Origin of the sequence: Lysinibacillus sp. NPDC092081 (assembly GCF_044755845.1) — a bacterium.
Lineage (GTDB): Bacteria > Bacillota > Bacilli > Bacillales_A > Planococcaceae > Lysinibacillus.
In genome coordinates this window covers 125386-148906 of sequence record NZ_JBIVRU010000002.1, presented here as the reverse complement: position 1 = coordinate 148906, position 23521 = coordinate 125386, and the positions used below count along the sequence as shown (strand labels likewise).

Genomic DNA, 23521 nt, shown 5'->3' with positions numbered 1-23521 from the left:
TTAGCCTGATTAGTTCAACTAACAAGTACATTGCTTATTAGTTGAATATTATGCTACTATACTTTACACCTATTTACGTTACGTGTAAAACAGAAAAAGAATCTATCACCAAAAAGTTTGGCAATAGATTCTTCCTATTGTGGCGATAACTAAGCAACACAATCAAAAAATCTTTATCTGAAGATTTTTTAGCTATTTTAAAGTCTTAATAATATATAGGGGGTTTCTACTAACAAGTATAAGGCCCCATTGTGAATCTAAAATTGCGCTATTGTAAAGAAATCGTTAATTTTTCGGGATCATGACAATCATTTTTGTCCCGACGCCAACTTCACTTTCTACCTGAATGCGACCATGATGCGCTTCTACTAAGTGCTTCACAATAGCAAGCCCTAACCCTGTCCCTCCAGAATTCCGGCTTCGCGCACGGTCCACACGGTAAAACCGCTCAAAGACACGGGCAATTTCATGCTTTTCTATTCCTATACCTTGATCTTCTATTTCAAGAATTCCGTACGCTTCATTTTCCTTTAATCGAATCGTAACGGTTGTATTTTCTGGAGAGTATGTTATGGCATTGGTAATTAAATTAGTAACAATTTGAATGATACGATTCGCATCACCCATAACTTGAACATCACGTTCTATATCAACATGAAAGCTCATATTTTTCTCATCCAGACGAGGTCCTGTCAGCTCTGCTCCACGTATAAGTACATCTTGCAAGCCCATCGGCATAATATTAACGGTAAAACCATGCTGTTCAATTTTCGATAACTCCAGTAAATCCTGGATAAGCATTTGCAGACGGTTACTTTCCTTATTAATGATCTCTAAAAAAGATAGCAGCATTTTTTCATCCTTATACGCACCATCCAGTAAAGTTTCAGAAAAGCCTTTAATAGATGTAATAGGTGTACGCAATTCATGGGATACATTTGCTACAAAGTCCTTACGAATTTGCTCTAAACGAACAAGCTCCGTAATATCATGCATAACGATAACGACACCAAGCCATCGACCATGATCTCCTATAACAGGCGCTCCATACACTTCCTTATTATATAGCTCTTGTTGAACCTCCATTATAATTTGTTGACGATAAGGCATTTCTGTTAGAAACACATGGTCGATAAATTGCTCAAGTGATTTAGGTAAGCCAATTGTACGAAAAACTTTTCCTTGTACGTCGTCAATTTGCATACCGAAACGCTCTAAAAATACACGGTTTACGATAGATATATTCCCCTCACGTCCAATCATCATGAGGGAGCTTCCCATGTTTTCAATTAACGTCTTAAGCCTTTCCTCTTCTACCTCGCGAATCGTCGTAATATCCTGTAAGTTACGCGCTAAAATATTGATGGAGTGACTAAGTGGTATTATGCGTTCACGCTCATTTTCATGAGCACGAGCACGGTAATTTCCCTTCGCCAGCTCAAGTGCTGTATCTGTCACGTTATCAATAGGAGCAGTGAAATTTCGAATCATATAACGACTTACAATAGCTATTAAAATAAGTGCTATTATAAAAAGAATCGCTAGCACTACATAAAGTCGCGCATGAACATTCGATATAAGAGATTCTGTTTCCTCAATGTTTTGAGCAGTATATAGTGCCTCTTTATCTTCTTTTGATAGTTCAATTTTTCGTTCATCTAATATTTGGTTAATGGATTCTTGCATCTGTAAACTTGCCTGATCATTGTACTGTTCTATATAAACAGGAAAAAGCTGACCTATAACAATCATTAGGACAGCTAATATTGTTCCAAGCAATAGCATGAATGTCAAGAATAAGCGGTTGCTCATTGATTTCATGTCGTCTTCGGCTCCTCGAACTTATAGCCAAGGCCACGAATCGTTTTGATGAACATTGGCTTACGGCTACTTTCCTCGATTTTATCGCGAAGGTGACTTATGTGCACATCCACAATTCGTGTATCGCCAGCAAAGTCATACTTCCATACAGCACTTAATAGCTGATCACGTGTTAAAACACGGTTTTTATTTTCAAGTAAATAAATGAGTAGCTCAAATTCCTTTGGTGTAAATTCTAGTGCCTCATCCTGTAAAAATACTTCAAAACGCTCTGGAAAGACACGCAATTGTCCAAATTCATACATTTTCTCTTGTGGCCCATTCTTATCTTCAACCACTATATTTTGAGTAAAACGTCTTAAAACAGCCTTTACCCGTGCTAACACTTCGCGCGGACTAAAGGGTTTCGTCATATAATCATCCGCCCCTAGCTCTAGACCAAGTACTTTATCGAACTCGTCATCCTTTGCTGTTAGCATAATAATAGGTGTATTCATACGTTGTTGACGAATTTGTTTACAAACCTCCATACCATCAAGCCTTGGAAGCATCAAATCTAATAAAATTAAATCTGGCTGTAAGTCAATTGCCTTATCAAGGCCCTCTTGACCATCTGCAGCTGTTTCTACAACATATCCAGCCTGCTCTAAATTATATTTCAATAATGTCGCAATAGAAAATTCATCTTCTACAACTAAAATCGTTTTTGTCATGTGTAATGCCTCCGTTAGTGATTTGAAACCCCCATTTCAAATCCAAGACGTCTATAAAGCAAGTGGTGGTATCACCAGCAAAATACCTTCAATCACAAGCTGCTTTTGCTCATTATATGAGTGTACCGATACAGTAATTGTATTTTGTAATTTATTGATTTCTGTTACCTCTAAAAGTGTATCAAATAATTCATAATGATAGAGTGGTTCTAAATACTTTATATGTTGCTCAATAATTCGTGCACCTGGTCCAGGAATATACTTTGACACAGCTGACGTAATAATACCATTTAACATGATTGTTGGTACGATCGGCTTTTGAAAAGGTGTCAACGCAGCATAATCATGTTGAATATAAAGCGGATTATTATCATTCGTTAGTCCTAAATAAAGCAGTAAATCCTTATCTTCTATTTTTTCAGTAATATGAATCTTCTCGCCAACTGTAATTTCATCAATAGTGAGACCAAGCTTACTGTTTTTTTGAAGCAATAATACGCCAACCCCTTTTCTATCATATACCTTCATAGTATCAATTTTATTCCAAAAGTACAACGAAAAGCAGAATAACCATTTTATCTTCACAAATGTTTTATTTATCTGTCGAAAGCAAACCGACAGCTACCATTACGCCAAGGAGGTGTCATTAGTATGGCTCTTCTGCAAAACGAAGGGTTGATTTCCGTTCCGACTGGACGCTTTCCTGAGGGGCGTCGGGGCGACAGGATGTCGGTCACGAAGGCGTTATCACAGGACGTGATGCTTTTAGCCTTCGTTCCCCTATCCGCTTCTCTCCAGGAACGGAAATCACCCCTACGTTATGATGAACTATTATCAATTTGTTAATTTAATTGAAATAATAGTTTTTCAACAACATAAAATCGAGTAGGAATGAATCCTACTCGATTTCATAAACTCTTATTAAGCTAAAACTTTCATAACGTCGCGGACAGCCTCTGCCGATTTATCTAAAGCTGCTTTTTCATTATCTGTTAATTCAAGCTCAAAGATTTTTTCTATACCATTTGCACCTAATAATGTCGGAACACCTAGATATAAATCATTGTAGCCATATTCACCTTCTAAGTATGCAATAGATGGAAGTATACGTTTTTGGTCTTTAATAATAGCTTCCGCCATTTCAATAAGTGCCGCTGAAGGAGCATAATATGCAGAACCATTACCAAGGAGGTTAACGATTTCAGCACCACCTTTACGTGTACGGTCAACAATCTCTTCAAGACGATCTGCTGGGATTAATGATTCTAATGGAATACCACCAGCGAATGAGTAACGAGTAAGTGGCACCATTGTATCACCATGACCACCTAAAACAAAACCTGTGATGTCTTTTACCGAGATATTCAGTTCTTCAGCTACAAACGCACAGAAACGAGCCGTATCAAGTACACCTGATTGACCTATTACACGATTTTTAGGGAAACCAGTTTCTTTGAATACTGTGTAAGTCATTGCATCAACTGGGTTTGTAAGAACGAGGATTGTTGCATTTGGTGAGTACTTAGCAATTTCCTTGGAAACAGCTTTCATTACATCTTGATTAATTTGAACAAGATCGTCACGGCTCATACCTGGTTTACGAGCAACACCAGCAGTGATGATTACTACATCAGAATCTGCAGTATCTGCATAATTAGAAGTACCTTTAACATAAGAATCATAGCCTTGCACTGGTGCAGCTTCCCACATATCCAGAGCTTTACCTTTTGTTGGGTTTTCAGCTTGAGGAATATCCACTAACACTACATCACCAAGTTCTTTTTGAGCTGCTAAAAATGCTGCAGTAGCGCCAGTAAAACCGCTACCGATTACTGAGATTTTTTTTCGTTTCAGAGACATTCGAATACGCTCCTTTAAATTAGGTTATTTAATCAATTATGCCTCGGCATAATTGCGTCAGGAATCGGCTTTAGGCCTGCGTGATGCAGGTCAGTTAGCCGTTATCGCATGGATGCGATGCTTTTAGGCTAACATCCTATGTGAACTCCTTTCCGATTCCATGACATCCGCCGGAGGCTTCTTTCAGCGGGTGTTTAAACACCCGCTGAAAGAAATTAAAAGAGGGAGGAGAATAAATCTCACTCCCTCGATTAAACAAGTTCATCGTAAATATTTTATTAAGCTAAGGTCAATAGAAATTTACATTTCACCCTAATTATATCGGCAGAATATACTTCCGCTTTAACTATAATTTCTATTTTAGAATAGAAAATTATAGGTTTTTGATTAATTCATTAGCGAATTCTGAACATTTTACTTCTTTAGCGCCGTCCATTAAACGAGCGAAGTCGTAAGTTACAACTTTAGAAGAAATTGTTTTCTCTACAGATTTAGTAACCATGTCAGCCGCTTCTTGCCATCCTAAGTGTTCAAGCATTAATACACCTGAAAGTAATACTGAAGATGGGTTTACTTTATCTTGACCAGCATATTTTGGAGCTGTACCGTGAGTAGCTTCGAAGATCGCGTGTCCAGTTACGTAGTTAATGTTTGCGCCTGGAGCGATACCGATACCACCAACTTGAGCAGCTAATGCGTCAGAGATATAGTCACCGTTTAAGTTCATTGTAGCAACTACGTCGAACTCAGTTGGACGAGTTAAGATTTGTTGTAAGAAGATATCAGCGATAGAATCTTTAACTAAGATTTTACCAGCTGCTAAAGCGTCAGTTTGTGCTTTGTTTGCTGCTTCTTCACCTTGTTCAGCTTTAATAGCATCATATTGGTTCCAAGTGAATGTTTGATCAGCAAATTCTTTTTCAGCTAATTCATAACCCCATTTTTTGAATCCACCTTCAGTGAATTTCATGATGTTACCTTTGTGTACTAAAGTAACAGATGGGCGTTTATGTTTAATTGCATATTCGATAGCAGAACGTACTAAACGCTCAGTACCTTCTTTAGATACAGGTTTTACACCGATACCAGAAGTTTCTGGGAAGCGGATTTGATTAACACCAAATTCAGTTTGTAGGAAGTTGATGATTTTTTGTGCTTGTTCTGAACCAGATTCGAATTCAATACCAGCGTAGATGTCTTCTGTGTTTTCGCGGAAGATAACCATTTCAACGTCTTCTGGACGTTTAACTGGAGAAGGTACTCCATCAAAGTGACGTACTGGACGTAAGCATACATATAGGTCAAGCTGTTGACGTAATGCTACGTTTAGAGAGCGGATACCACCACCGATTGGAGTAGTAAGAGGACCTTTGATTGCGATTAGGTATTCGTTAATTTTGTCTAAAGTTTCTTGTGGTAACCATTCACCAGTTTGGTTGAATGCTTTTTCACCAGCTAGAACTTCTAACCATTCGATTTTCTTTTCACCGTTGTAAGCTTTTTCTACTGCTGCGTCGATTACGCGTGATGCTGCAGCCCAAATATCTGGACCGATTCCGTCACCTTCGATGAAAGGAATCACTGGATTGTTTGGTACATTAAGTACGCCATTTTCAACTACAATTTTGTTTGACATTGATGTTGCCTCCTAAATTCATAATCATAGGACTGTGTTATCAGTAACACAGTCCCAAATATTCTAGCATATTTTCCGAATTAGCGCTCGCTGATTGGAACATATTTTTGCATGCCTGGTCCAACATACTCTGCACGTGGACGGATTAGGCGGTTGTTAGCATATTGCTCTAGAATATGAGCTACCCAACCAGAAGTACGTGATACTGCGAAAATTGGTGTGAATAGGTCATGATCAATACCTAAAGAATCATACACTGACGCAGAGAAGAAGTCTACGTTTGCAGGTAATTTCTTTTGTTCTACGATCATGTCATGGATTTTAACTGACATTTCATAAAGCTCTGGTTTACCAGTTAGCTCAGTTAATTTTTGTGACATTACACGTAAGTGTGGTGCACGTGGGTCGCCTTTACGGTATACGCGGTGACCGAAGCCCATGATTTTTTCTTTGTTGTCTAATTTATTTTGAATATAAGACTCAACGTTTTCAAGTGAGCCAATTTCAGATAACATTTTCATTACTTGCTCGTTTGCACCACCATGAAGTGGTCCTTTTAATGCACCGATAGCTGCAGTTACACCAGAATAAACATCTGATAATGTAGCTACACATACACGTGCTGTGAATGTAGACGCATTTAATTCGTGATCAGCATGTAATACTAATGCTTTGTCGAATGCTTCAATTTCGATTGCTGCTGGTTCTTCACCTTTAAGCATGTATAAGAAGTTTGCTGCATATCCTAATTCTGGTTTTGGCGCAACTGGCTCTAAACCTTTACGAACACGTGCAAATGCAGTAACTACTGTAGCAATTTTAGCTTGTAAACGGATAGCTTTACGATAGTTAGCTTCTGTATCCATAACATCCGCTTCTTCATCGAATACACCAAGTAAAGATACTGCAGTACGTAGTGCAGCCATTGGATGTACAGTTGAAAGTGGGTATGTTTTGAATTGGTCTACAATTGCTTGTGGAATAGACATGTTGTCTGCCAATTGTTGTTTTAATTCAGCTAGCTCGTCCGCTTTTGGTAGACGAGTATGCCACAATAAATAAATTACCTCTTCAAATGACGCATTCTCTGCTAAATCATCAATGTTGTAACCAACATATGTAAGTGTGTCATCGATAATTGAACTGATTTTAGATTCCGCTGCTACGATACCTTCTAAACCTTTAGTTGCTGACATAAATTATCGCTCCCTCATAATATATTTTTTAGTTGTAAATGCAGTTATTAGCTCACATTTACGTTTTTTGCTCATATGAACCATTAAGTTAATCGCTTACATTGCTATTATAATCATTTTTGACAGCTTTGTGAATGAAAATCCTCCGAATAAAGAAAAAGGCGTACGAGCGATTATATATAAGCTTTAAAGAGATTCTTTCGCACATTTCAATATTAATTTATCATTTGAAACGGGGTGAATTTGTAAAAATGAGGAATATTAAATACTTTTCATACGAAAGAACTATAAGTGTTTTGTTCTTTACATTCTATTTGGTAATACTGTGGTTTGTATTACCTGTATCACTCGCGATTTTTTTGTCTTTTTCTACGTATCCTATCATAAAGTTTCTTCATTCTTATTGTAGGATTACCTATTGGCTTGCAGCACTTATTGTGGAAGCACTTATACTAGCTTGCATTTTTCTTCTCGTTATCATATCTATAAACAGTATTATTCTTGTCTTCCCTGAAATCAGAGATACTCTACAAAATTTCCCACTTTTCAATGAATATGAATCAATGTTCATCCAAGTTTTAAAGGAAAAATCGCTCTCTATTTTCGATTCAATCTTTTTATACACAGCTAATATTTTTCAATTATTCATGAAGCATGTAATTGAAGTATTTATATTCCTTGTTTCTTACTATTTCGCCCTATTAGAAACTCGCAAATCCCGATATTGGTTTTTTCAATATGTGCCGAAAAAATTCCGCAATGAATGGCAAAAGCATTTTTCTAAAATTATGCAGCTATTTCATTACTTTTTGTATGTGGAGTTTCAGCTATTCACAATTACACTGCTCATTCTCTGTGCGGGATTTATGATTCTCCAATTTGAACAAGCCATCATTAAAGCTTTTATAGTTGCATTTGCAGATGTACTTCCGTTCTTTGGGATTGGCGTATTTCTTGTACCCATGAGCATTTATTTTTACTTAAAAGGCAATACCTTTTTATGTGTAGCTATTTTACTTTTGTATCTCTTCGTTCAATTAACAAGGCAGCTAGCTGAATCCATGCTTTGGTCAAATACATTACAATTACGGACATTCCACACCTTTTTCATCAGTGCTGCCTCTATTTTATTATTTGGTTTTTACGGCATTTTACTGAGCCCAATATTTTTATTTTTGGCGGTTAAACTAAAGGATAATGCTATTTTTGAACGATGATAAATTGACCTTGTTTCATTTTTTTCCGCATCCAATAATAAAAGATTGGCTGGAACATTTTGCGAGAAAAAGGCATGAGCAGTAATAAACCAACAAGGTCTGTTATAAAACCTGGTAATGCTAGAAGTACACCACCACTGAAATTTAATACTGTGTCAACTAATGCTGGCCCCGGAGCTTCTCCGCGTGCTATCGTATTTTTTACCTTTTGTACAGAATTCATACCTTTATTTTTCACTATATAAATACCTATAATACTCGTAGCGACTATAAGCAATAATGTATTTAGAACACCAATATTTTGACCAATTACTATTAATAACGCCAACTCGGCTAATGCATAGACAATGAAACCAAGAAAAACTTTTCTCATTTTTTTCTCCTTTCTATCTAAAAAAGCTATACCTTTTATACGTTATTATAGCCCATTAAGTTTCATTAAAAAAACAATGGGTCCTATTTAAGAGGTGACGACGCTATTCTTTTTATAGTAAATCTCATTCCATGAGAGAAAAGGGACGATTTCGTTAAATATTGTTTAAACTAGGCAAACACGACATACGTTTTAACAAAATGTCATCCCTAGATTTCGGTGAAAAACCACAAAATGCTATTTACTTCTTTAATATAAGAAAAGCTCTAGTACAATTATTTGCACTAGAGCTTCTTTTTATAGATTAAAGTACACTTGCATGCCCTTTATAAATAACTCCTGTTTCAGCATCCATTGTAATTTCTTGATCGTGGCGAATCAATGTAGTGGCTTCTTTTACTCCGACGATAACAGGGATACCAAGGCTTAGTCCTACAACCGCTGCATGACTTGTTAGCCCGCCCTCCTCTGTAATCAGACCAACACAATTTTCAATTGCTGGCATCATATCACGATCTGAGCCAAGCGTTACTAAAATGCATCCGTCTGTATCATATGCTAGTGCCTCTGCTGCATTTTTTGCAACAACTGTTTTTCCTACTACTGAAGCTTTACCGATTCCTTGACCACGAGCTAATAAATCTCCAATGATGTGTACCTTCATTAAGTTAGTAGTACCCGCTTCACCTACTGGTACACCTGCTGTAATGACAACTGCATCACCGTGCGTTACAAAGCCATGCTTCAAGCTTTCATCAACAGCTAGCTCTAAAATTTCATCTGTTGTTGTCACTCGTTGACAAACAACTGGGTATACACCCCAAACTAGTGTTAATGCTTGAGCTGTATTGGTAGAACCTGTTACAGCGACAATCGGTACACCTGGGCGATATTTTGCAATCATTTTAGCTGTGTTACCACTTTCTGTTGGTGCTAGTACTGCCTTCACACCTAAGTTTATCGAAGTGTATGCTACTGCCTGAGAAATCGCCTCTGTCATATTTGCCTCTTTTTCACGACTCCGTGTAGAGACAATTGCCTTATAGTCTAATGAATTTTCTGTACGTTGTGCTATTTTATTCATTGTTTGTACGGACTCTACTGGATAAATCCCTGCTGCCGTTTCACCAGACAGCATAATTGCATCTGTACCATCGATAATTGCGTTTGCTACGTCACTAGCCTCTGCTCGTGTTGGACGTGGATTACGCTGCATCGAATCTAGCATTTGTGTAGCTGTAATAACTGGTTTACCTACTTGATTACATTTTAAAATTAATTTCTTTTGTACAAGTGGTACTTCTTCTGCTGGGATTTCTACACCGAGGTCACCACGAGCTACCATTAATCCATCTGAAACCAAGATGATTTCATCGATATTATCGACACCCTCTTGGTTCTCAATTTTCGGGATAATTTGAATGTGGCTACCACCATTTTGTTCAAGTAATTCTCGAATTTCTAGTACATCCTTTGCTCGACGAACGAACGAGGCTGCAATAAAATCAACACCTTGTTTAATACCGAATAGAATGTCCTGTGCATCTTTTTCTGTAATTCCAGGAAGCTGTACAGAAACACCCGGCACGTTAACACCCTTTTTATTTTTTAAAACACCTGCATTTTCAACAATCGTATGAATAAGACCTTTTTCCATATCTTTTGCTAATACACGTAATTGAATAAGTCCATCATCTAATAAAATAATCGAGTTTTGCTCAACGTCCTCGATTAAACGATCGTACGTTACAGAGAAGCTTGCCTCTGTTCCTTCAACCTCAGTCATTGAAATATCAATTACTTGCCCTGCCGCTAAATGCAATTCTCCGTTTTTCATATTATGTGTACGAATTTCAGGGCCTTTTGTGTCGAGTAAAATCCCAACTGGTTTCCCTAATTTTTGTGCTACTTCACGAATTAAATTAATACGTACTTCATGTTCCTCATGAGAACCATGCGAAAAATTTAAGCGGGCAACATTCATACCTGCTTCAATTAGTTTCTCTAAAGTTTCTGTTGACTCACTTGCTGGACCAATTGTACATACGATTTTTGTTTTTCTCATTTTCTGCCCACTCCGTTTTATGCCAAATTATATTGATAGTTCTTTCATCAAAGTATATAAGCTTACATCTGATTCATGATTTTTTTCGAAAGCCTCAGGCATATCATAGTCAATAACTTGATGATTACGGATACCTACCGCTCTGCCAGACTTTCCTTCCATAAGCAATTCAACTGCATGTGCACCAAATTGACTCGCTAGAACACGATCACGCGCAGTAGGTGAACCACCGCGTTGGATATGTCCAAGAACAGAAACGCGCGTCTCTTTCCCTGTTTTTTCATATAATAGTTTTGCCAATTCGCTACCAGACATGACACCTTCAGCGACGATAATAATGCTATGCTTTTTCCCGCGCGCTGCTCCACGTTCTAAGCGTGCCACAATGTCATCCAAATTATAATCTTCTTCCGGAATTAAAACTGTTTCAGCACCAGCTGCAAGACCTGCCCATAAAGCAATGTCCCCTGCATCTCGCCCCATTACCTCAACAATAAAGGAATTTTCATGGGAAGTTGCTGTATCGCGGATTTTATCTATTGATTCCACGACCGTATTTAGTGCCGTATCGAAACCTATAGTATACTCGGTTCCTGGTACGTCATTATCAATTGTTCCTGGTACACCAACAACAGGAAAGCCTTTTTTCACTAAATCCATAGCTCCACGGTAGGAACCATCACCGCCAATAACGACTAGTCCTTCAATGCCAGCTTCACGCATAATTTCAATGCCTCGCTGCTGAACAGCGTCTTCTTTAAATTCAGGACATCTTGCTGAATTTAAATGTGTACCGCCACGTTGAATAATGCCACCTACTGAACCTAAATCAAGATTTTCCATACTGCCTTTTATTAAGCCATCATAGCCATGCTTAATTCCGACAACATCAATTCCATGATATGCTGCCTTACGAACGACTGCACGAATAGCTGCATTCATTCCTGGTGCATCTCCACCACTTGTTAATACGGCAATTTTTTTCATTGTCGAACCTCCTGCAGATACTATTATTATTCACATTAACATGAAAAAACAAACTATGTAAGTGTTCTAAGGCTAGAAAAACATAACTTTTACATAAAAAATAAAAAGAATGCGTTTTCACACACTCTTTCTACTTGAAAACATCCTAAATTTAACATTTATTCAATATAATTTCATTATTTTTTATGCTATTTACTCTAGGCTTTTTATGAATGTAAAACACAATTTTTAACTATTTTCGAGCAAATTTACATGTCCAAAAACTTAAAACTGTATTTAAGCCTCTGTATATTGTCCTATCTTTCTGAATTTCTCATAACGGTCTTCAATTAATTGTTCGCCATTTAGAGAATTCAATGCTTTTAGTGTGTCGCTTATACATTCTTTTATAGAAAGTGCTTGCTTCGCTACATTGCGATGAGCTCCACCTGTTATTTCAGGGATAATTCCATCAATAACGCCAAGCTCTTTTAAGTCAGGTGCTGTTATACGCATTGCTTCTGCCGCTTGCTTTGCTAGGCTACCATCACGCCATAAAATCGACGCAGCCCCTTCTGGCGAGATAACCGAATACGTTGAGTTTTCTAACATAAAGACACGATTCGCTACACCTAATGCAATTGCACCTCCACTACCGCCTTCTCCAATAACAATAGTAATAACTGGCACTGATAAGCCTGCCATTTCGACTAGATTTCTGGCAATCGCTTCACTTTGACCACGTTCCTCAGCTGCCTTACCAGGATAAGCACCTTTCGTATCAATAAAACAAATAATTGGTCGCTTAAATTTCTCAGCCTGCTTCATTAACCGTAATGCCTTACGATATCCTTCAGGGTGTGGCATACCAAAATTCCGACGAATATTTTCTTTAGTTGATTTTCCGCGTTGGTGTCCAACAATCGTTACTGGCTGACCTTCAAAAAAAGCAATTCCTCCAAGAATAGCCGCATCATCACCAAACGTACGATCACCATGTAACTCAATAAAGTTTTCGCACATAGCCTCTATATATTGTAATGTCGTTGGTCGTTCTGGATGTCTTGCAACCTGTACACGATCCCACGGCTTCATATTGGCATAAATGGATTGTTCTAGCTGTGTTAGACGTATTTCTAACTTTTCGATTTCGCCTGTCATATCTACATCCGCATCGGCAGCAATCATTTTTAACTCATCAATTTTTTCACGTAATTGTACTACAGGTTCTTCAAAAGCTAAATTTTTAGACATGTTGCACGCCGCCTTTCGTATGCATTTTTACAAGCACTGCTACTTGGTTTCGTAAATCTTTTCGATGGAAGATTGCATCAAGCTGACCATGCGCTAGTAAAAATTCCGCCGTTTGGAAATCACTTGGTAGTTTTTCTCTTACTGTTTCTTCGATCACACGACGACCAGCAAAGCCAATCAACGCTTGTGGTTCAGCAATATTAATATCTCCAACAGAGGCAAAGCTTGCAGAAACGCCACCAGTTGTCGGATGCGTCAATATAGAAATAAACAATAGTCCTTCATCGCCATGACGTTTTAAAGCAACACTCGTTTTTGCCATTTGCATTAATGATAGAATGCCTTCTTGCATGCGCGCTCCACCACTAGCAGTAAAGATAATAAATGGTACACGTAATTCAGTAGCTTTTTCAACAGCAAGTGTGATTTTTTCTCCGACAACTGAGCCCATTGAGCCCATACGGAAATGAGAATCCATAATTGCTACTACAATTTCTTCTCCATCAAGTGTCCCCAATCCTGTCAGTACAGCTTCGTTTAATCCCGTTTTTTGTTGATCCGCTGAAATTTTTTCTACATAAGCAGGGAAATTAAGTGGATTACTTGTTTGTAAATGATCATCCATTGAAACAAATGAACCTTCATCTAAGAAATCTACTACGCGCTCCTGTGCAGTCATTTTGAAATGATGGTCACATTTTGTACAGACTTTATGATTTTTTTCTAATTCCTTCGTTAGCTGAATATGACGACATTCTGGACATTTTGTCATAAGTCCTTCTGGAAATCCCTTTTCTTGTCCGTCCTCTTTCTTTTTGCTAAATAAGCTACGTATTGCCATGTTCGTCTCCCCCTTTGTTGTCTACATGCTTCGTACAGTCTTCATCCATTGCTCATAAGCTTGTAATGCTTCTTTTTCATAGCCAAGCTGCATCGATTTCAACATAGTTTGTATGATTAATTTTTCTTCTTCTGTTGAGTTTCGATTTAGACGGTCACCATCATAAGCTGCTAACTGAAACCAGATTTTTAGTGAAAGACGATTTCCTGCAGTGATTATTATTTCTCGTAATACATCCCGACAATTAATCGTACTTTCTATTTCTAGCTTTACAAAAAAACTGTCCCACACAGGAAGTGTTCGCAGAGTCTCTGTACAACTTATTACGCGAGTGGCTTCCTTTTCATGAATTTGTCGCGTTAATTCGACATCCTTTTTCGATTTTTCATCTTCTAATATAAACATCGACAGTATTTCTACGAGCTGATGCTTATGTGTGGAAGCTAGGAACGTACCTCCTCCATGTCTCGTTTCAATAAGACCTAACAATTCTAAGCTTCGCAATGCCTCTCTCACGGAGGATCGCCCGACACCTAGACGTTCTGAAAGGACTCGTTCGGAAGGTAGTTTTTCACCAGCCTGTATTTTTTCCATTATAATAAGTTGACGTAATTGTTGGACGATATCTAAAAACACTTTCTTTTGTTCGGTTTTTTTATCCATACAATCAACTCCTCTTAATCAATTTCGCCTTGGCGTAATTGCGTCTGGATTTTGAATTGTATCTACACAATTCATTCCTTTGAAAATCCAAATATCCACCGGAGGCTATGGACCAACAAATGTTTTCTGTGCGAAAGCGTAGCGTCAGTAACAACATGATGTTGGTCACAGATAAATTGCCACAGGACGTGGCGTTCTTAGACTGAGTTCCTCAATTTCAGTAGAAGTCTGGACACTCTCTGAAAAGAAATCACATCCGCTTTCATCTCGTCACCTTCAAAGGTGAGAATCTAATACTGAATGAGGATAAAAGTGGTCTGGCCACTTTTTAACATTGACTCTAGCTTACAAAATAACTGTTAAAAAGTAAAGAAAAAACTGCATAAAAAAATTATGCAGTTTCTAAAATTTTCTTCAATTTCATATTCTTTTCGTCGCTTGCGCATGTTTTACTTTCACTTGAGGTTTACCAAAGCGCTTTTCAAGCGTTCCCTCAATGTAAACAAATTCATCTTCTAGTAACAGCTCTTGGACAAGATGAAAAACCTGTGGGAATAAGGTTACAGATACCGTTCCAAACTCATCCTGAAGCTGAACAAAGGCCATTTGCTCACCTTTTTTTGTGCGTATTTTCTTTACTTCTTCTATCATGCCAATCATTTTCACATACGTTCCCTCACGAGCATGCTTTAACTCACGGCACGTACTATTTACTTCATTCCAAAAAGCTCTTTCCTCTGAGACCGGATGTGCTGATATATAAAAACCAAGACTTTCCTTTTCATGTAGTAATTTTTCCTTTTGTGACATCGCTTCCGATTCCATATACTTTGGCTTACCAAAACTAAAGGCAGTAGCCGATTCTATATCAATATCCTCAGTTGGTCTTAGCAGATCAGCATGCTTTAAGGCCGCCTCCAATGTTGCTATTAGGACAGCACGATCTTTACCTATATAATCGAGAGCCCCGGCGAAAATTAAAGATTCCATTACTTTTGGTTTAAAATGCTGCGCACTTAAGGCAACTGCCAAGTCAAATAAATTATCAAATGCTTCTGCATTCGTTTGGCGTAAGGCATTCACTGTCTCTATAAATGTATGAGGTACACCCTTTATTCCAGATAAACTATAGCGAATTCCATCCTTTTCAACAGTAAAATATTTTGTACTTTGTTTTAATGAAGGTGGATAGAATGGAATCCCCTTCTCTTTTGCCTCACTCACAAGCTGCAGAATTTTCTCCACATTTCCTGTTGCATTTGATAAAAGTGCTGTATAAAAGCTTTGTGGGAAATGTGCCTTTAAATAGGCCATTTGGTAGGAAATGACGCTATATGCGACAGCATGGCTTTTAGGAAAACCATAGTCTGCAAAGCGTACAATTAATGCATACACTTCTTCCGCCACATGAACGTCAAAGCCTTGCTTCATTGATCCATTTACAAATGCGGCACGTTGCTCCTCTAATACTTGACGATTTTTCTTACTTACCGCCCGACGCAATAAATCCGCTTGTCCCATTGTAAAACCAGCCATCACTGAAGCAATTTGCATGATCTGTTCTTGATAAACTATGACACCATATGTCTCTCGTAAAATGGGTTCTAAAGCTGGATGTGGCATAGTAACCGATTCCCTTCCTGCTTTCCGTCTGGCATACACAGGAATAAAATCCATCGGACCAGGGCGATACAACGCATTGACTGCTACTATATCTAAAAAATGGGTTGGATGAATATCACGTAAAGCTTGCTTCATACCTTCCGATTCTAATTGAAAAATCCCTAATGTATCTCCCGTTTGAAGAAGTTGAAATGTCTTTTCATCTTGCATCGGAATAAGCTCAAACTCTATCCAAGGACCACCTGCTTTATAAATGGACCAACGTATCTGCTCTAAAATTGTCAGGTTGCGCAAACCTAAAAAATCCATTTTGACAAGTCCACAAGCTTCTACATCCCCCATTGGCCATTGCGTACAATATATTCCATCATGCCCTTCTTCAATCGGTATCGTATTGACTAATGGTGAAGGAGACAGCACAATTCCGGCCGCATGAGTAGAAGAATTTCTTGGCAATCCTTCAAGTTTTAACGCCACCTCAAACCAGCGACGATGCTTTTCATCCTCGGCTAACCAACCTTGTAAGCCTTGTGATTCAGCCACTGCTTTTTGCAATGTTATCCCAGGTTTATTCGGAATCATTTTTGAAATTTTTTCTAATACTTCAGCATCAAAACCAAAAACACGGGCAACATCTCTAGCAACTGCCTTAGCAGATAAAGTGCCAAATGTAATAATTTGCGCTACATTTGTCTTTCCATATTTCTGAGTGACATATTGGATGACTTTTTGTCTTTTACTGTCGACAAAATCGATATCTATATCTGGCAGTGTAACACGTTCAGGGTTTAAAAATCGTTCAAATAATAAGCCGTAAACTAATGGATCTACTTGTGTAATAGATAAGCTATAAGCCACAAGAGAACTTGCTGATGAACCACGACCAGGACCTGTTAAAATACGATTTTCTTTAGCAAAATGCATAAAATCTGCAACAATTAAAAAATAATCTGCATAGCCCATTGAACAAATAATTTCAAGCTCGTATTGAAGTCGCTCCCGATAAACTAGAGGAATTTCAGTTTGCTTTAAACGTTCTGCCAATCCTACAAAAGTCTCTTTAACGAGCAAGCTTTCGGCAGTTTCACCTGTTGGCACAGGAAATTTAGGCATCTGTACGTGCATTTCAGGAATTTCCGCCGTACAGCTAGCTAGCATCATTGCACTAGACTCAAGCCATTCTGGATGATCAGCAAACCAACTTCGCCATTCCTCTTCCGTTGGAGCGAAATAACCTTGAAAATGAGCTGATAGCATTGTACCGGTAAGCTTTTCACCTGAATCTATCGCTCTTGCAACCTCAAAGGCAAAATGATCTTCAGGACGTAAAAAATAGCAGCTCTGAGAGGCAACCATCGTTATGTTCATAGTTTCACACCATGCTACATACGTTTCTTCTTTTTCAGTTATCATTCCTGCAGGTCTTGCTATACCCATAAATAAATGTTTACCAAATACCTTGTTTAGAGCACTTGCTACTTCAATCCAATCCTCAATTTCTATTAAATCATTCGAAGAAAGTAATGCCACACAACCCGCTGCATATCCTTCAAGCCATTTCCACGGAAGTGCATCATCCTCTCTAATCGAAACTGCACTACTAATCTTTAATAGATGTTGGTAACCTTCTTGCGTCTGAGCATACAGCACAAGTGGAACCTTTCTTTCTTGCCACTGTACATTGATCGTGAGCCCTAATACAGCATGGATATTCGCTTGCTGCAATGCTTTACAAAAAGGCAAAAGCCCGTACAATTTTGAATTGACGATTGCACAGGCCTGAGTATTTTGCTCTTGTAAAAAAGGGATCAATTGTTCAAGCCGAATCGTACTTTTCAATAAATCCGCACTCGTATGCATTTTCGTGTATACATGTGTCAAATGAATCCCTTCCTTTCTAAGTTTCGATCAATAAAGCAACCGGTTTATTAATATGCCTTACAAATTTCCTGTAATCTCGTTATAACACGGTCTGCTTCTTCCCATGAGTAAGCTGTAGCTCCAGAAGCGAGCGGATGTCCACCACCATTAAATTCTTTCGCCAAAGTGTTAATAATAGGGCCTTTTGAGCGTAAACGCACACGAATTTGATCGGCCTCTTCAATGAAGACCACCCATGCACAAATACCTTTCACACTACCAAGACAGCCAACTAACAGGGATGCCTCTGACGGTACAACATTGAATTCTGCCAGCAATTCCTTTGTCAGCTTGATATGTGCTGCTCCATACTCATCCATTTTGAAATTTTGATACATATAGCCTTGTAAATTTAATAGCTTTTGATCCATTTCATACATTCCATCGAAAATTTGATTTCGATCAAAATTATATGTAATAAGCTCTCCTGCAATTTTAAACGTTTTTACGGTCGTGCTAGGGAATTGGAAACGTCCTGTATCCCCTACAATACCAGCAAATAATAATCTTGCAGAGGCATCAGATAGAATCCAGTTTGCTACTTGTTTTCCTACCTCAAAAAGCTCATAAATCATTTCACTACAAGAGCTCGCTTTCGTATCCACCCAAAGTAAATCACCATACGGATCATCATTTGGATGATGATCTATTTTAATGACCATTTTACCCTTTGTATAACGTTGATCATCTACACGTTCAGTATTTGCCGTATCTGTCACAATAACTAAAGCATTGTCGTATACATCATCTGTAATGTGATCTGGATTTGCTAAAAATGATAAAGATTCATCATGCTCGCCTACAGCAAAAACCTTCTTTTCCGGATAATTTGCTAAAATAAGCTCTTTTAACCCTTGCTGAGATCCATAAGCATCTGGATCTGGACGCACATGGCGATGAATAATGATTGTTTCATATGAAGCAATTGTGTCGATGATTTGTCTTTTCAAATTAATTTCCCCCAAATTGATAGTAATAACCGTTAGCATTTTTCTTTAATAATCGTTACAATAATGACTAGTTATGCTAGGAGGTTTACTATGCTCAATTTAATATTTGTGTTTGCAATAATCATATCATTTGTTTTTTATTTTTATTTTAAAACAAAACAGTTTCGTTCTTCATTACCAATCGCTAAAAATTGGTACAAAAGTAAAGCTAATGTAAGTTTCGGTGCATTTATTCTGTTATTCGGTTTAAACCAAGCCTATTTATTCCCTGGGTTATATACATTTATTATTGTAGCAATTCTTGTCGTTTTAGGCATCTTTGTTATTATCGAAAATATTAAAAGGGTTCGTCACTACGGTCAATTTGTTGACGAGGAGTACCGAATTAACCAATAAATAATCAATTATGCCTCGGCATAATTGCGTGACATCCTCCGGAGGCTTTGGGCCAACGTGATGTTGGTCACTCAGTCTAAGGACGTGGCGTCCTTAGACCGAGTTCCTCTATTTCAGCGGGTGTTTGGACACCCGCTGAAAGAAGTGAAAGGGATGGTCTAGCATTTACCCTAGACCATCCCTTTTTGTATTTTCTTAACGTTCCAGTAGTTGGAACATCATCATTGCCTTCCCAACAAGCATTTGTTGATTAAACACTTCGAAGTCCATTTTCACAAACTTACGACTCATGTCTAATATTCGAGGCTTTACAGTAAGTGTACTTTCCATTTGTACAGGCTTGATGAAATAAATCGTCATGTTTTCAGCAACTGCATCCCCACGTTTACGACGCTTTAATGCGAATGAACCAACTTCCGCTAACAAAGTTGTAAATGCTCCATAAGAAATTGCCCCATATTGGTTTGTCATTTGAGGTGTCACTTTAAAATCTACGATTAATTCTTCATCGCCAAGCACCTTCATCTCGTTTTTCACTAAATCATCAATCGTTTCACCATGCTGCGGTTGTCTTTGAGCAAGTTGAAGCGCTTTTAGTACATCTTGTCGACTAATTACACCTTGTAAAATATTGTCATCATCGACAATTGGCAACAGGTCAATCCCTTCCCAAATCATACGATGTCCTGCAGAAGCAACACTCATTTTCATCGATCCGGCAATTGGATTTTTTGTCATAACCTTATCAATAAGCTCGTTTTCTTCTCGACCAATAACATCTTTTACTGTAATCATCCCAACAAGTTTATTGTTTGCTGTAACAACAGGAAATGCACCATGAGTTGTTCGTTCATTTAGCTTTTGGAAATGATGAATTGTCTCATCATTTCTGAGAACAGAAGTATCCGTCATCGGTACAAAAATATCTTCAATAAATAAAATATCTTTTTTGATTAATTGGTCATAAATTGCACGATTAATCATTGTTGCCACAGTAAATGTATCATAGCTTGTTGAAATGATCGGTAGGTCCAAGGAATCTGCGAGTAACTTGTTTTCCTCGGTTGTATCAAAGCCCCCTGTAATTAAAACAGCTGCCCCAGCTCGCAGTGCATTTTCATGTGCTTTAATACGGTTACCAACGATGAGCAAGCTTCCTGCGTCTGTATAACGCATCATATCTTCTAATTGCATGGCACCAATCACAAATTTCGTCAACGTTTTATGTAGACCTGTTTTGCCACCTAAAACTTGGCCGTCTACAATGTTAACTATTTCAGCAAAAGTTAATCGCTCAATATTTTCTTTCTTTTTCTTCTCAATTCGAATTGTTCCAACACGTTCAATAGAGCTTACTAAACGACGATTTTCCGCTTCTTTAATGGCACGGTATGCCGTTCCTTCACTCACCTGCATTTCCTTTGCAATTTGACGTACTGAAATTTTATCACCCACGGGTAGTGATTCGATGTATTGTAAAATTCTCTCATGTTTTGTAGACAAAATATCACCTATTTCTCAAGCATCAATTCTGCTCTTAGTGTACCATATTTTTTATGAAAATATTTAATATAAAGTGATGAATTTGTTTTCTTTTCCCATCGTTTCAACTACGCACGTGATGCCAACTCATATAGTACAGTAGTGTCATTGATTAGGAACAGTTTACTTTTTCACCCGCTTTTAAAATTTGAACCTCTGCATTTTGCACTAAATCTGCAAAAATTTGTGGATCCTGCTCGATTGGAGGGAATGTATTGTAATGAACTGGTACGACCATTTTCGGCTTCAAAAATGACACTGCACAAGCTGCATCTTCTGGGCCCATCGTGAAATTGTCACCAATTGGTAAAAATGCAACATCAATAGGATGGCGTTCTCCTATTAATTTCATATCACTAAACAAAGCTGTATCCCCTGCATGATAAATTGTTAATCCTTCAATAAATAATAAAATTCCAGCAGGCATTCCCATATAAATAATTTCATTATTTTCAGTTACATATGACGAACCGTGGAAGGCTTGTGTAAACTTCACTTTACCAAAATCAAATTCCTTGGCTCCCCCTATATGCATTGGATGCGCTTTCACTCCTTGCCAAGAAATCCAATTGGCTAGCTCATTCGGTGCAATGACGAGTGCATCTTTTTTCTTTGCAAGCTCTACTGTATCTCCGACATGATCATTATGGCCATGTGTAAGTAAGATTATATCCGGCGCTTCCTCAGCAACCTTTAAATCTGTTTGCCCATTCCCATTAATGAATGGATCGATCAAGATTGTTTTCCCATTTGATTGGATTTTGACAACAGAATGTCCATGATAACTAATTTCCATCTAAATTTCCTCCCTGCGGTACATATTGTTCTACATCATATTTTTATTCGCTATCCATGCGATTTTTCCCTTTTTTTGATATGCTTGTACAGAGAATAATAGATGCTTTCCCAACAAAGTAATACTTTATGGGGAGACAATTATTCATTCGTACAAAAATGAAGCATCGAATTAGAGTTATAGATCGCTCAAAAGTCGAAGCCTCATCCCGATTAGGCTATTAGTTTAGTCAAGCACATGAAAATTTTTTCAGTGCAACAAGAGGAGGAACTGTTTATGTCAAAGGTTAAAGAAATTCAAAACTATTTACAACAAAACCAAATTGATGCTGCTTTCGTAACGACACCAGACAATGTTTTTTACGTTTCAGGCTTTAAAAGTGATCCACATGAGAGATTGCTAGGCGTGATGATTTTTAAAGAGGCAGAACCTTTTTTAATTTGCCCAAAAATGGAAATCCCAGATGCAAAGGATGCAGGTTGGTCTTATGAAGTCATCGGCCACCAAGATACTGAAAATTCCATGGAAGTTCTTGCACAAGCGATAAAAGCTCGTAATGTTAACCCGCAAACGTTTGCTATTGAAAAAAGTCAACTCATTGTAGAGCGTTTAGAAGCCCTACAACAATCATTCCCACAGGCAAGTTTTGTCCGTCTCGATGAAAAAATCAATGCTATGCGCGTTATTAAAGCGGAAAATGAATTAGAAAAATTACGTAAAGCTGCTGCACTAGCTGACTATGCTATTGAAATCGGCTGTAAAGAAATCGCTGAAGGCAAAACAGAAATGGAAATCTTAACAACGATAGAAAGTGCTATTCAAGATAAAGGCTGCAAGATGTCCTTTGAGACAATGGTATTGAGCGGTCCAAAAACAGCTTCTCCACACGGTAAACCAGGTGCTCGAAAAATAGAAAAAGGCGATATGATTTTATTCGACCTTGGCGTAATTTACGACGGTTATTGTTCTGACATTACACGTACGGTTGCCTTTGGTGAACCTAGTGAGGCACAAAAGGAAATCTACAACACAGTACTAGCTGCTAACACAAATGCAATTACAGCAGTGAAACCAGGTGTTCGTGCAATGGATTTAGATAAAATCGCTCGTGATACTATTACTGACGCAGGCTATGGCGAATATTTCACACATCGACTTGGTCATGGACTCGGCATTTCTGTACATGAATTCCCTTCTGTTACAGGCGCAAATGAAATGACTATGGAAGAAGGCATGGTCTTCACAATTGAACCAGGTATCTATAAATCCGATGTGACTGGTGTCCGTATTGAAGATGATGTAGTCGTAACAAAAGACGGAGTAGAAGTACTAACAAAATTCCCGAAAGATTTGATTGTACTGTAAGTTTATTTAAGAAAAAGGAAGCAACCAACACGGTGCTTCCTTTTTAAGTATAAAGTATGCTCTTCGGCACAACGAGGGGTTGATTTCCGTTCCGGCTGGGCGCTTTCCTGGGGGCGTCCGATGAGCCGCTTCACTCGCGTTGCTCGCTCCAGGGTCTCGGGCCAACACGATGTTGGTCACGAAGGCGTTATCACAGGATGTGATGGTTTTAGCCTTCGTTCCTCTATCGCTGATCCCCAAGGAGTCGCCCAGCCTCCACTACAATCAACTACTTCACATAGCATATTTCTTCTGGCATGGAACTCTAATTTATAAAAAACTTAG

19 protein-coding genes are annotated in these 23521 nt (G+C 38.2%); 3 read left to right on the top strand and 16 right to left on the bottom strand.

From position 1 onward, the window contains the following. Window positions 1–285: 285 nt before the first annotated feature. The 6 genes from pnpS to citZ all read right to left on the bottom strand — a co-directional run bounded on the left by pnpS (window position 286) and on the right by citZ (window position 7226). The gene (pnpS, locus tag ACIQLB_RS05490; protein WP_400722072.1) at window positions 286–1821 is read right to left on the bottom strand and encodes a two-component system histidine kinase PnpS; all 1536 of its coding nucleotides are present in this window, start codon (window positions 1819–1821) and stop codon (window positions 286–288) included. Then, a complete protein-coding gene (locus ACIQLB_RS05485) occupies window positions 1818–2534 on the bottom strand; it encodes a response regulator transcription factor (RefSeq protein ID WP_370041452.1) in 717 nt (238 codons plus the stop codon). Before ACIQLB_RS05485 ends, pnpS begins: the two co-directional genes overlap by 4 nt. Window positions 2535–2585: 51 nt before the next feature. After that, the gene (locus ACIQLB_RS05480; RefSeq protein ID WP_400722068.1) at window positions 2586–3026 is read right to left on the bottom strand and encodes a MaoC/PaaZ C-terminal domain-containing protein; all 441 of its coding nucleotides are present in this window, start codon (window positions 3024–3026) and stop codon (window positions 2586–2588) included. 429 nt (window positions 3027–3455) lie between these two features. Further along, window positions 3456–4394, bottom strand: a complete 939-nt coding sequence (gene mdh / locus ACIQLB_RS05475) for a malate dehydrogenase (protein ID WP_370041448.1) — start codon at window positions 4392–4394, stop codon at window positions 3456–3458. A gap of 373 nt (window positions 4395–4767) precedes the next feature. Beyond that, window positions 4768–6030 carry an NADP-dependent isocitrate dehydrogenase gene (gene icd / locus ACIQLB_RS05470; RefSeq protein WP_400722064.1) on the bottom strand — a complete coding sequence of 421 codons (1263 nt, stop codon included), beginning with the start codon at window positions 6028–6030 and terminating at the stop codon, window positions 4768–4770. 80 nt (window positions 6031–6110) lie between these two features. Continuing rightward, window positions 6111–7226 (bottom strand): citrate synthase, encoded by a 1116-nt coding sequence (gene citZ, locus ACIQLB_RS05465; RefSeq protein WP_400722061.1) that lies wholly within the window; start codon window positions 7224–7226, stop codon window positions 6111–6113. Between the two features lie 134 nt (window positions 7227–7360). On the opposite strand from citZ, the gene ACIQLB_RS05460 reads away from it, so the two are divergent. Further along, window positions 7361–8443 (top strand): AI-2E family transporter, encoded by a 1083-nt coding sequence (locus ACIQLB_RS05460; protein ID WP_400722059.1) that lies wholly within the window; start codon window positions 7361–7363, stop codon window positions 8441–8443. Here ACIQLB_RS05460 and ACIQLB_RS05455 read toward each other — a convergent pair. The 8 genes from ACIQLB_RS05455 to ACIQLB_RS05420 form a co-directional block, all read right to left on the bottom strand. Further along, window positions 8427–8816: an FxsA family protein gene (locus ACIQLB_RS05455; protein WP_400722056.1), complete on the bottom strand. Its 390-nt coding sequence runs from the start codon at window positions 8814–8816 to the stop codon at window positions 8427–8429. The two genes, ACIQLB_RS05460 and ACIQLB_RS05455, sit on opposite strands and share 17 nt — an antisense overlap. 304 nt (window positions 8817–9120) lie before the next feature. Next, entirely contained in the window at window positions 9121–10881 is a 1761-nt protein-coding gene (gene pyk, locus ACIQLB_RS05450; RefSeq protein ID WP_400722053.1) for a pyruvate kinase, read from the bottom strand. 27 nt (window positions 10882–10908) lie between these two features. After that, complete coding sequence (pfkA, locus tag ACIQLB_RS05445) at window positions 10909–11868, bottom strand: 6-phosphofructokinase (protein ID WP_400722050.1); 960 nt, start codon at window positions 11866–11868, stop codon at window positions 10909–10911. Window positions 11869–12144: 276 nt separating this feature from the next. Next, the gene (locus ACIQLB_RS05440) at window positions 12145–13101 is read right to left on the bottom strand and encodes an acetyl-CoA carboxylase carboxyltransferase subunit alpha (protein WP_400722047.1); all 957 of its coding nucleotides are present in this window, start codon (window positions 13099–13101) and stop codon (window positions 12145–12147) included. Next, window positions 13094–13942 carry an acetyl-CoA carboxylase, carboxyltransferase subunit beta gene (accD, locus tag ACIQLB_RS05435; RefSeq protein WP_400722044.1) on the bottom strand — a complete coding sequence of 283 codons (849 nt, stop codon included), beginning with the start codon at window positions 13940–13942 and terminating at the stop codon, window positions 13094–13096. The genes ACIQLB_RS05440 and accD overlap by 8 nt, the downstream gene beginning before the upstream one ends. A 21-nt stretch (window positions 13943–13963) precedes the next feature. Then, window positions 13964–14605 (bottom strand): FadR/GntR family transcriptional regulator, encoded by a 642-nt coding sequence (locus ACIQLB_RS05430; RefSeq protein ID WP_400722041.1) that lies wholly within the window; start codon window positions 14603–14605, stop codon window positions 13964–13966. A gap of 420 nt (window positions 14606–15025) precedes the next feature. Further along, window positions 15026–18109 (bottom strand): DNA polymerase III subunit alpha, encoded by a 3084-nt coding sequence (gene dnaE / locus ACIQLB_RS05425; protein WP_400722038.1) that lies wholly within the window; start codon window positions 18107–18109, stop codon window positions 15026–15028. A 47-nt stretch (window positions 18110–18156) separates the two neighbouring features. Continuing rightward, complete coding sequence (locus ACIQLB_RS05420) at window positions 18157–19098, bottom strand: DHH family phosphoesterase (protein WP_400722035.1); 942 nt, start codon at window positions 19096–19098, stop codon at window positions 18157–18159. Between the two features lie 90 nt (window positions 19099–19188). Here ACIQLB_RS05420 and ACIQLB_RS05415 point away from each other — a divergent pair, with 90 nt between their 5' ends. After that, window positions 19189–19494 carry a YtpI family protein gene (locus ACIQLB_RS05415; protein ID WP_400722032.1) on the top strand — a complete coding sequence of 102 codons (306 nt, stop codon included), beginning with the start codon at window positions 19189–19191 and terminating at the stop codon, window positions 19492–19494. 195 nt (window positions 19495–19689) lie between these two features. Here the strand turns inward: ACIQLB_RS05415 and ACIQLB_RS05410 are convergent, their stop codons facing one another. After that, window positions 19690–20997 (bottom strand): DRTGG domain-containing protein, encoded by a 1308-nt coding sequence (locus ACIQLB_RS05410; RefSeq protein WP_400722029.1) that lies wholly within the window; start codon window positions 20995–20997, stop codon window positions 19690–19692. Between the two features lie 151 nt (window positions 20998–21148). Beyond that, complete coding sequence (locus tag ACIQLB_RS05405; RefSeq protein WP_400722026.1) at window positions 21149–21832, bottom strand: metal-dependent hydrolase; 684 nt, start codon at window positions 21830–21832, stop codon at window positions 21149–21151. Between the two features lie 276 nt (window positions 21833–22108). Between ACIQLB_RS05405 and ACIQLB_RS05400 the strand changes: the two genes are divergently transcribed. Next, window positions 22109–23197 carry a M24 family metallopeptidase gene (locus ACIQLB_RS05400; RefSeq protein WP_400722023.1) on the top strand — a complete coding sequence of 363 codons (1089 nt, stop codon included), beginning with the start codon at window positions 22109–22111 and terminating at the stop codon, window positions 23195–23197. Window positions 23198–23521: the final 324 nt, after the last annotated feature.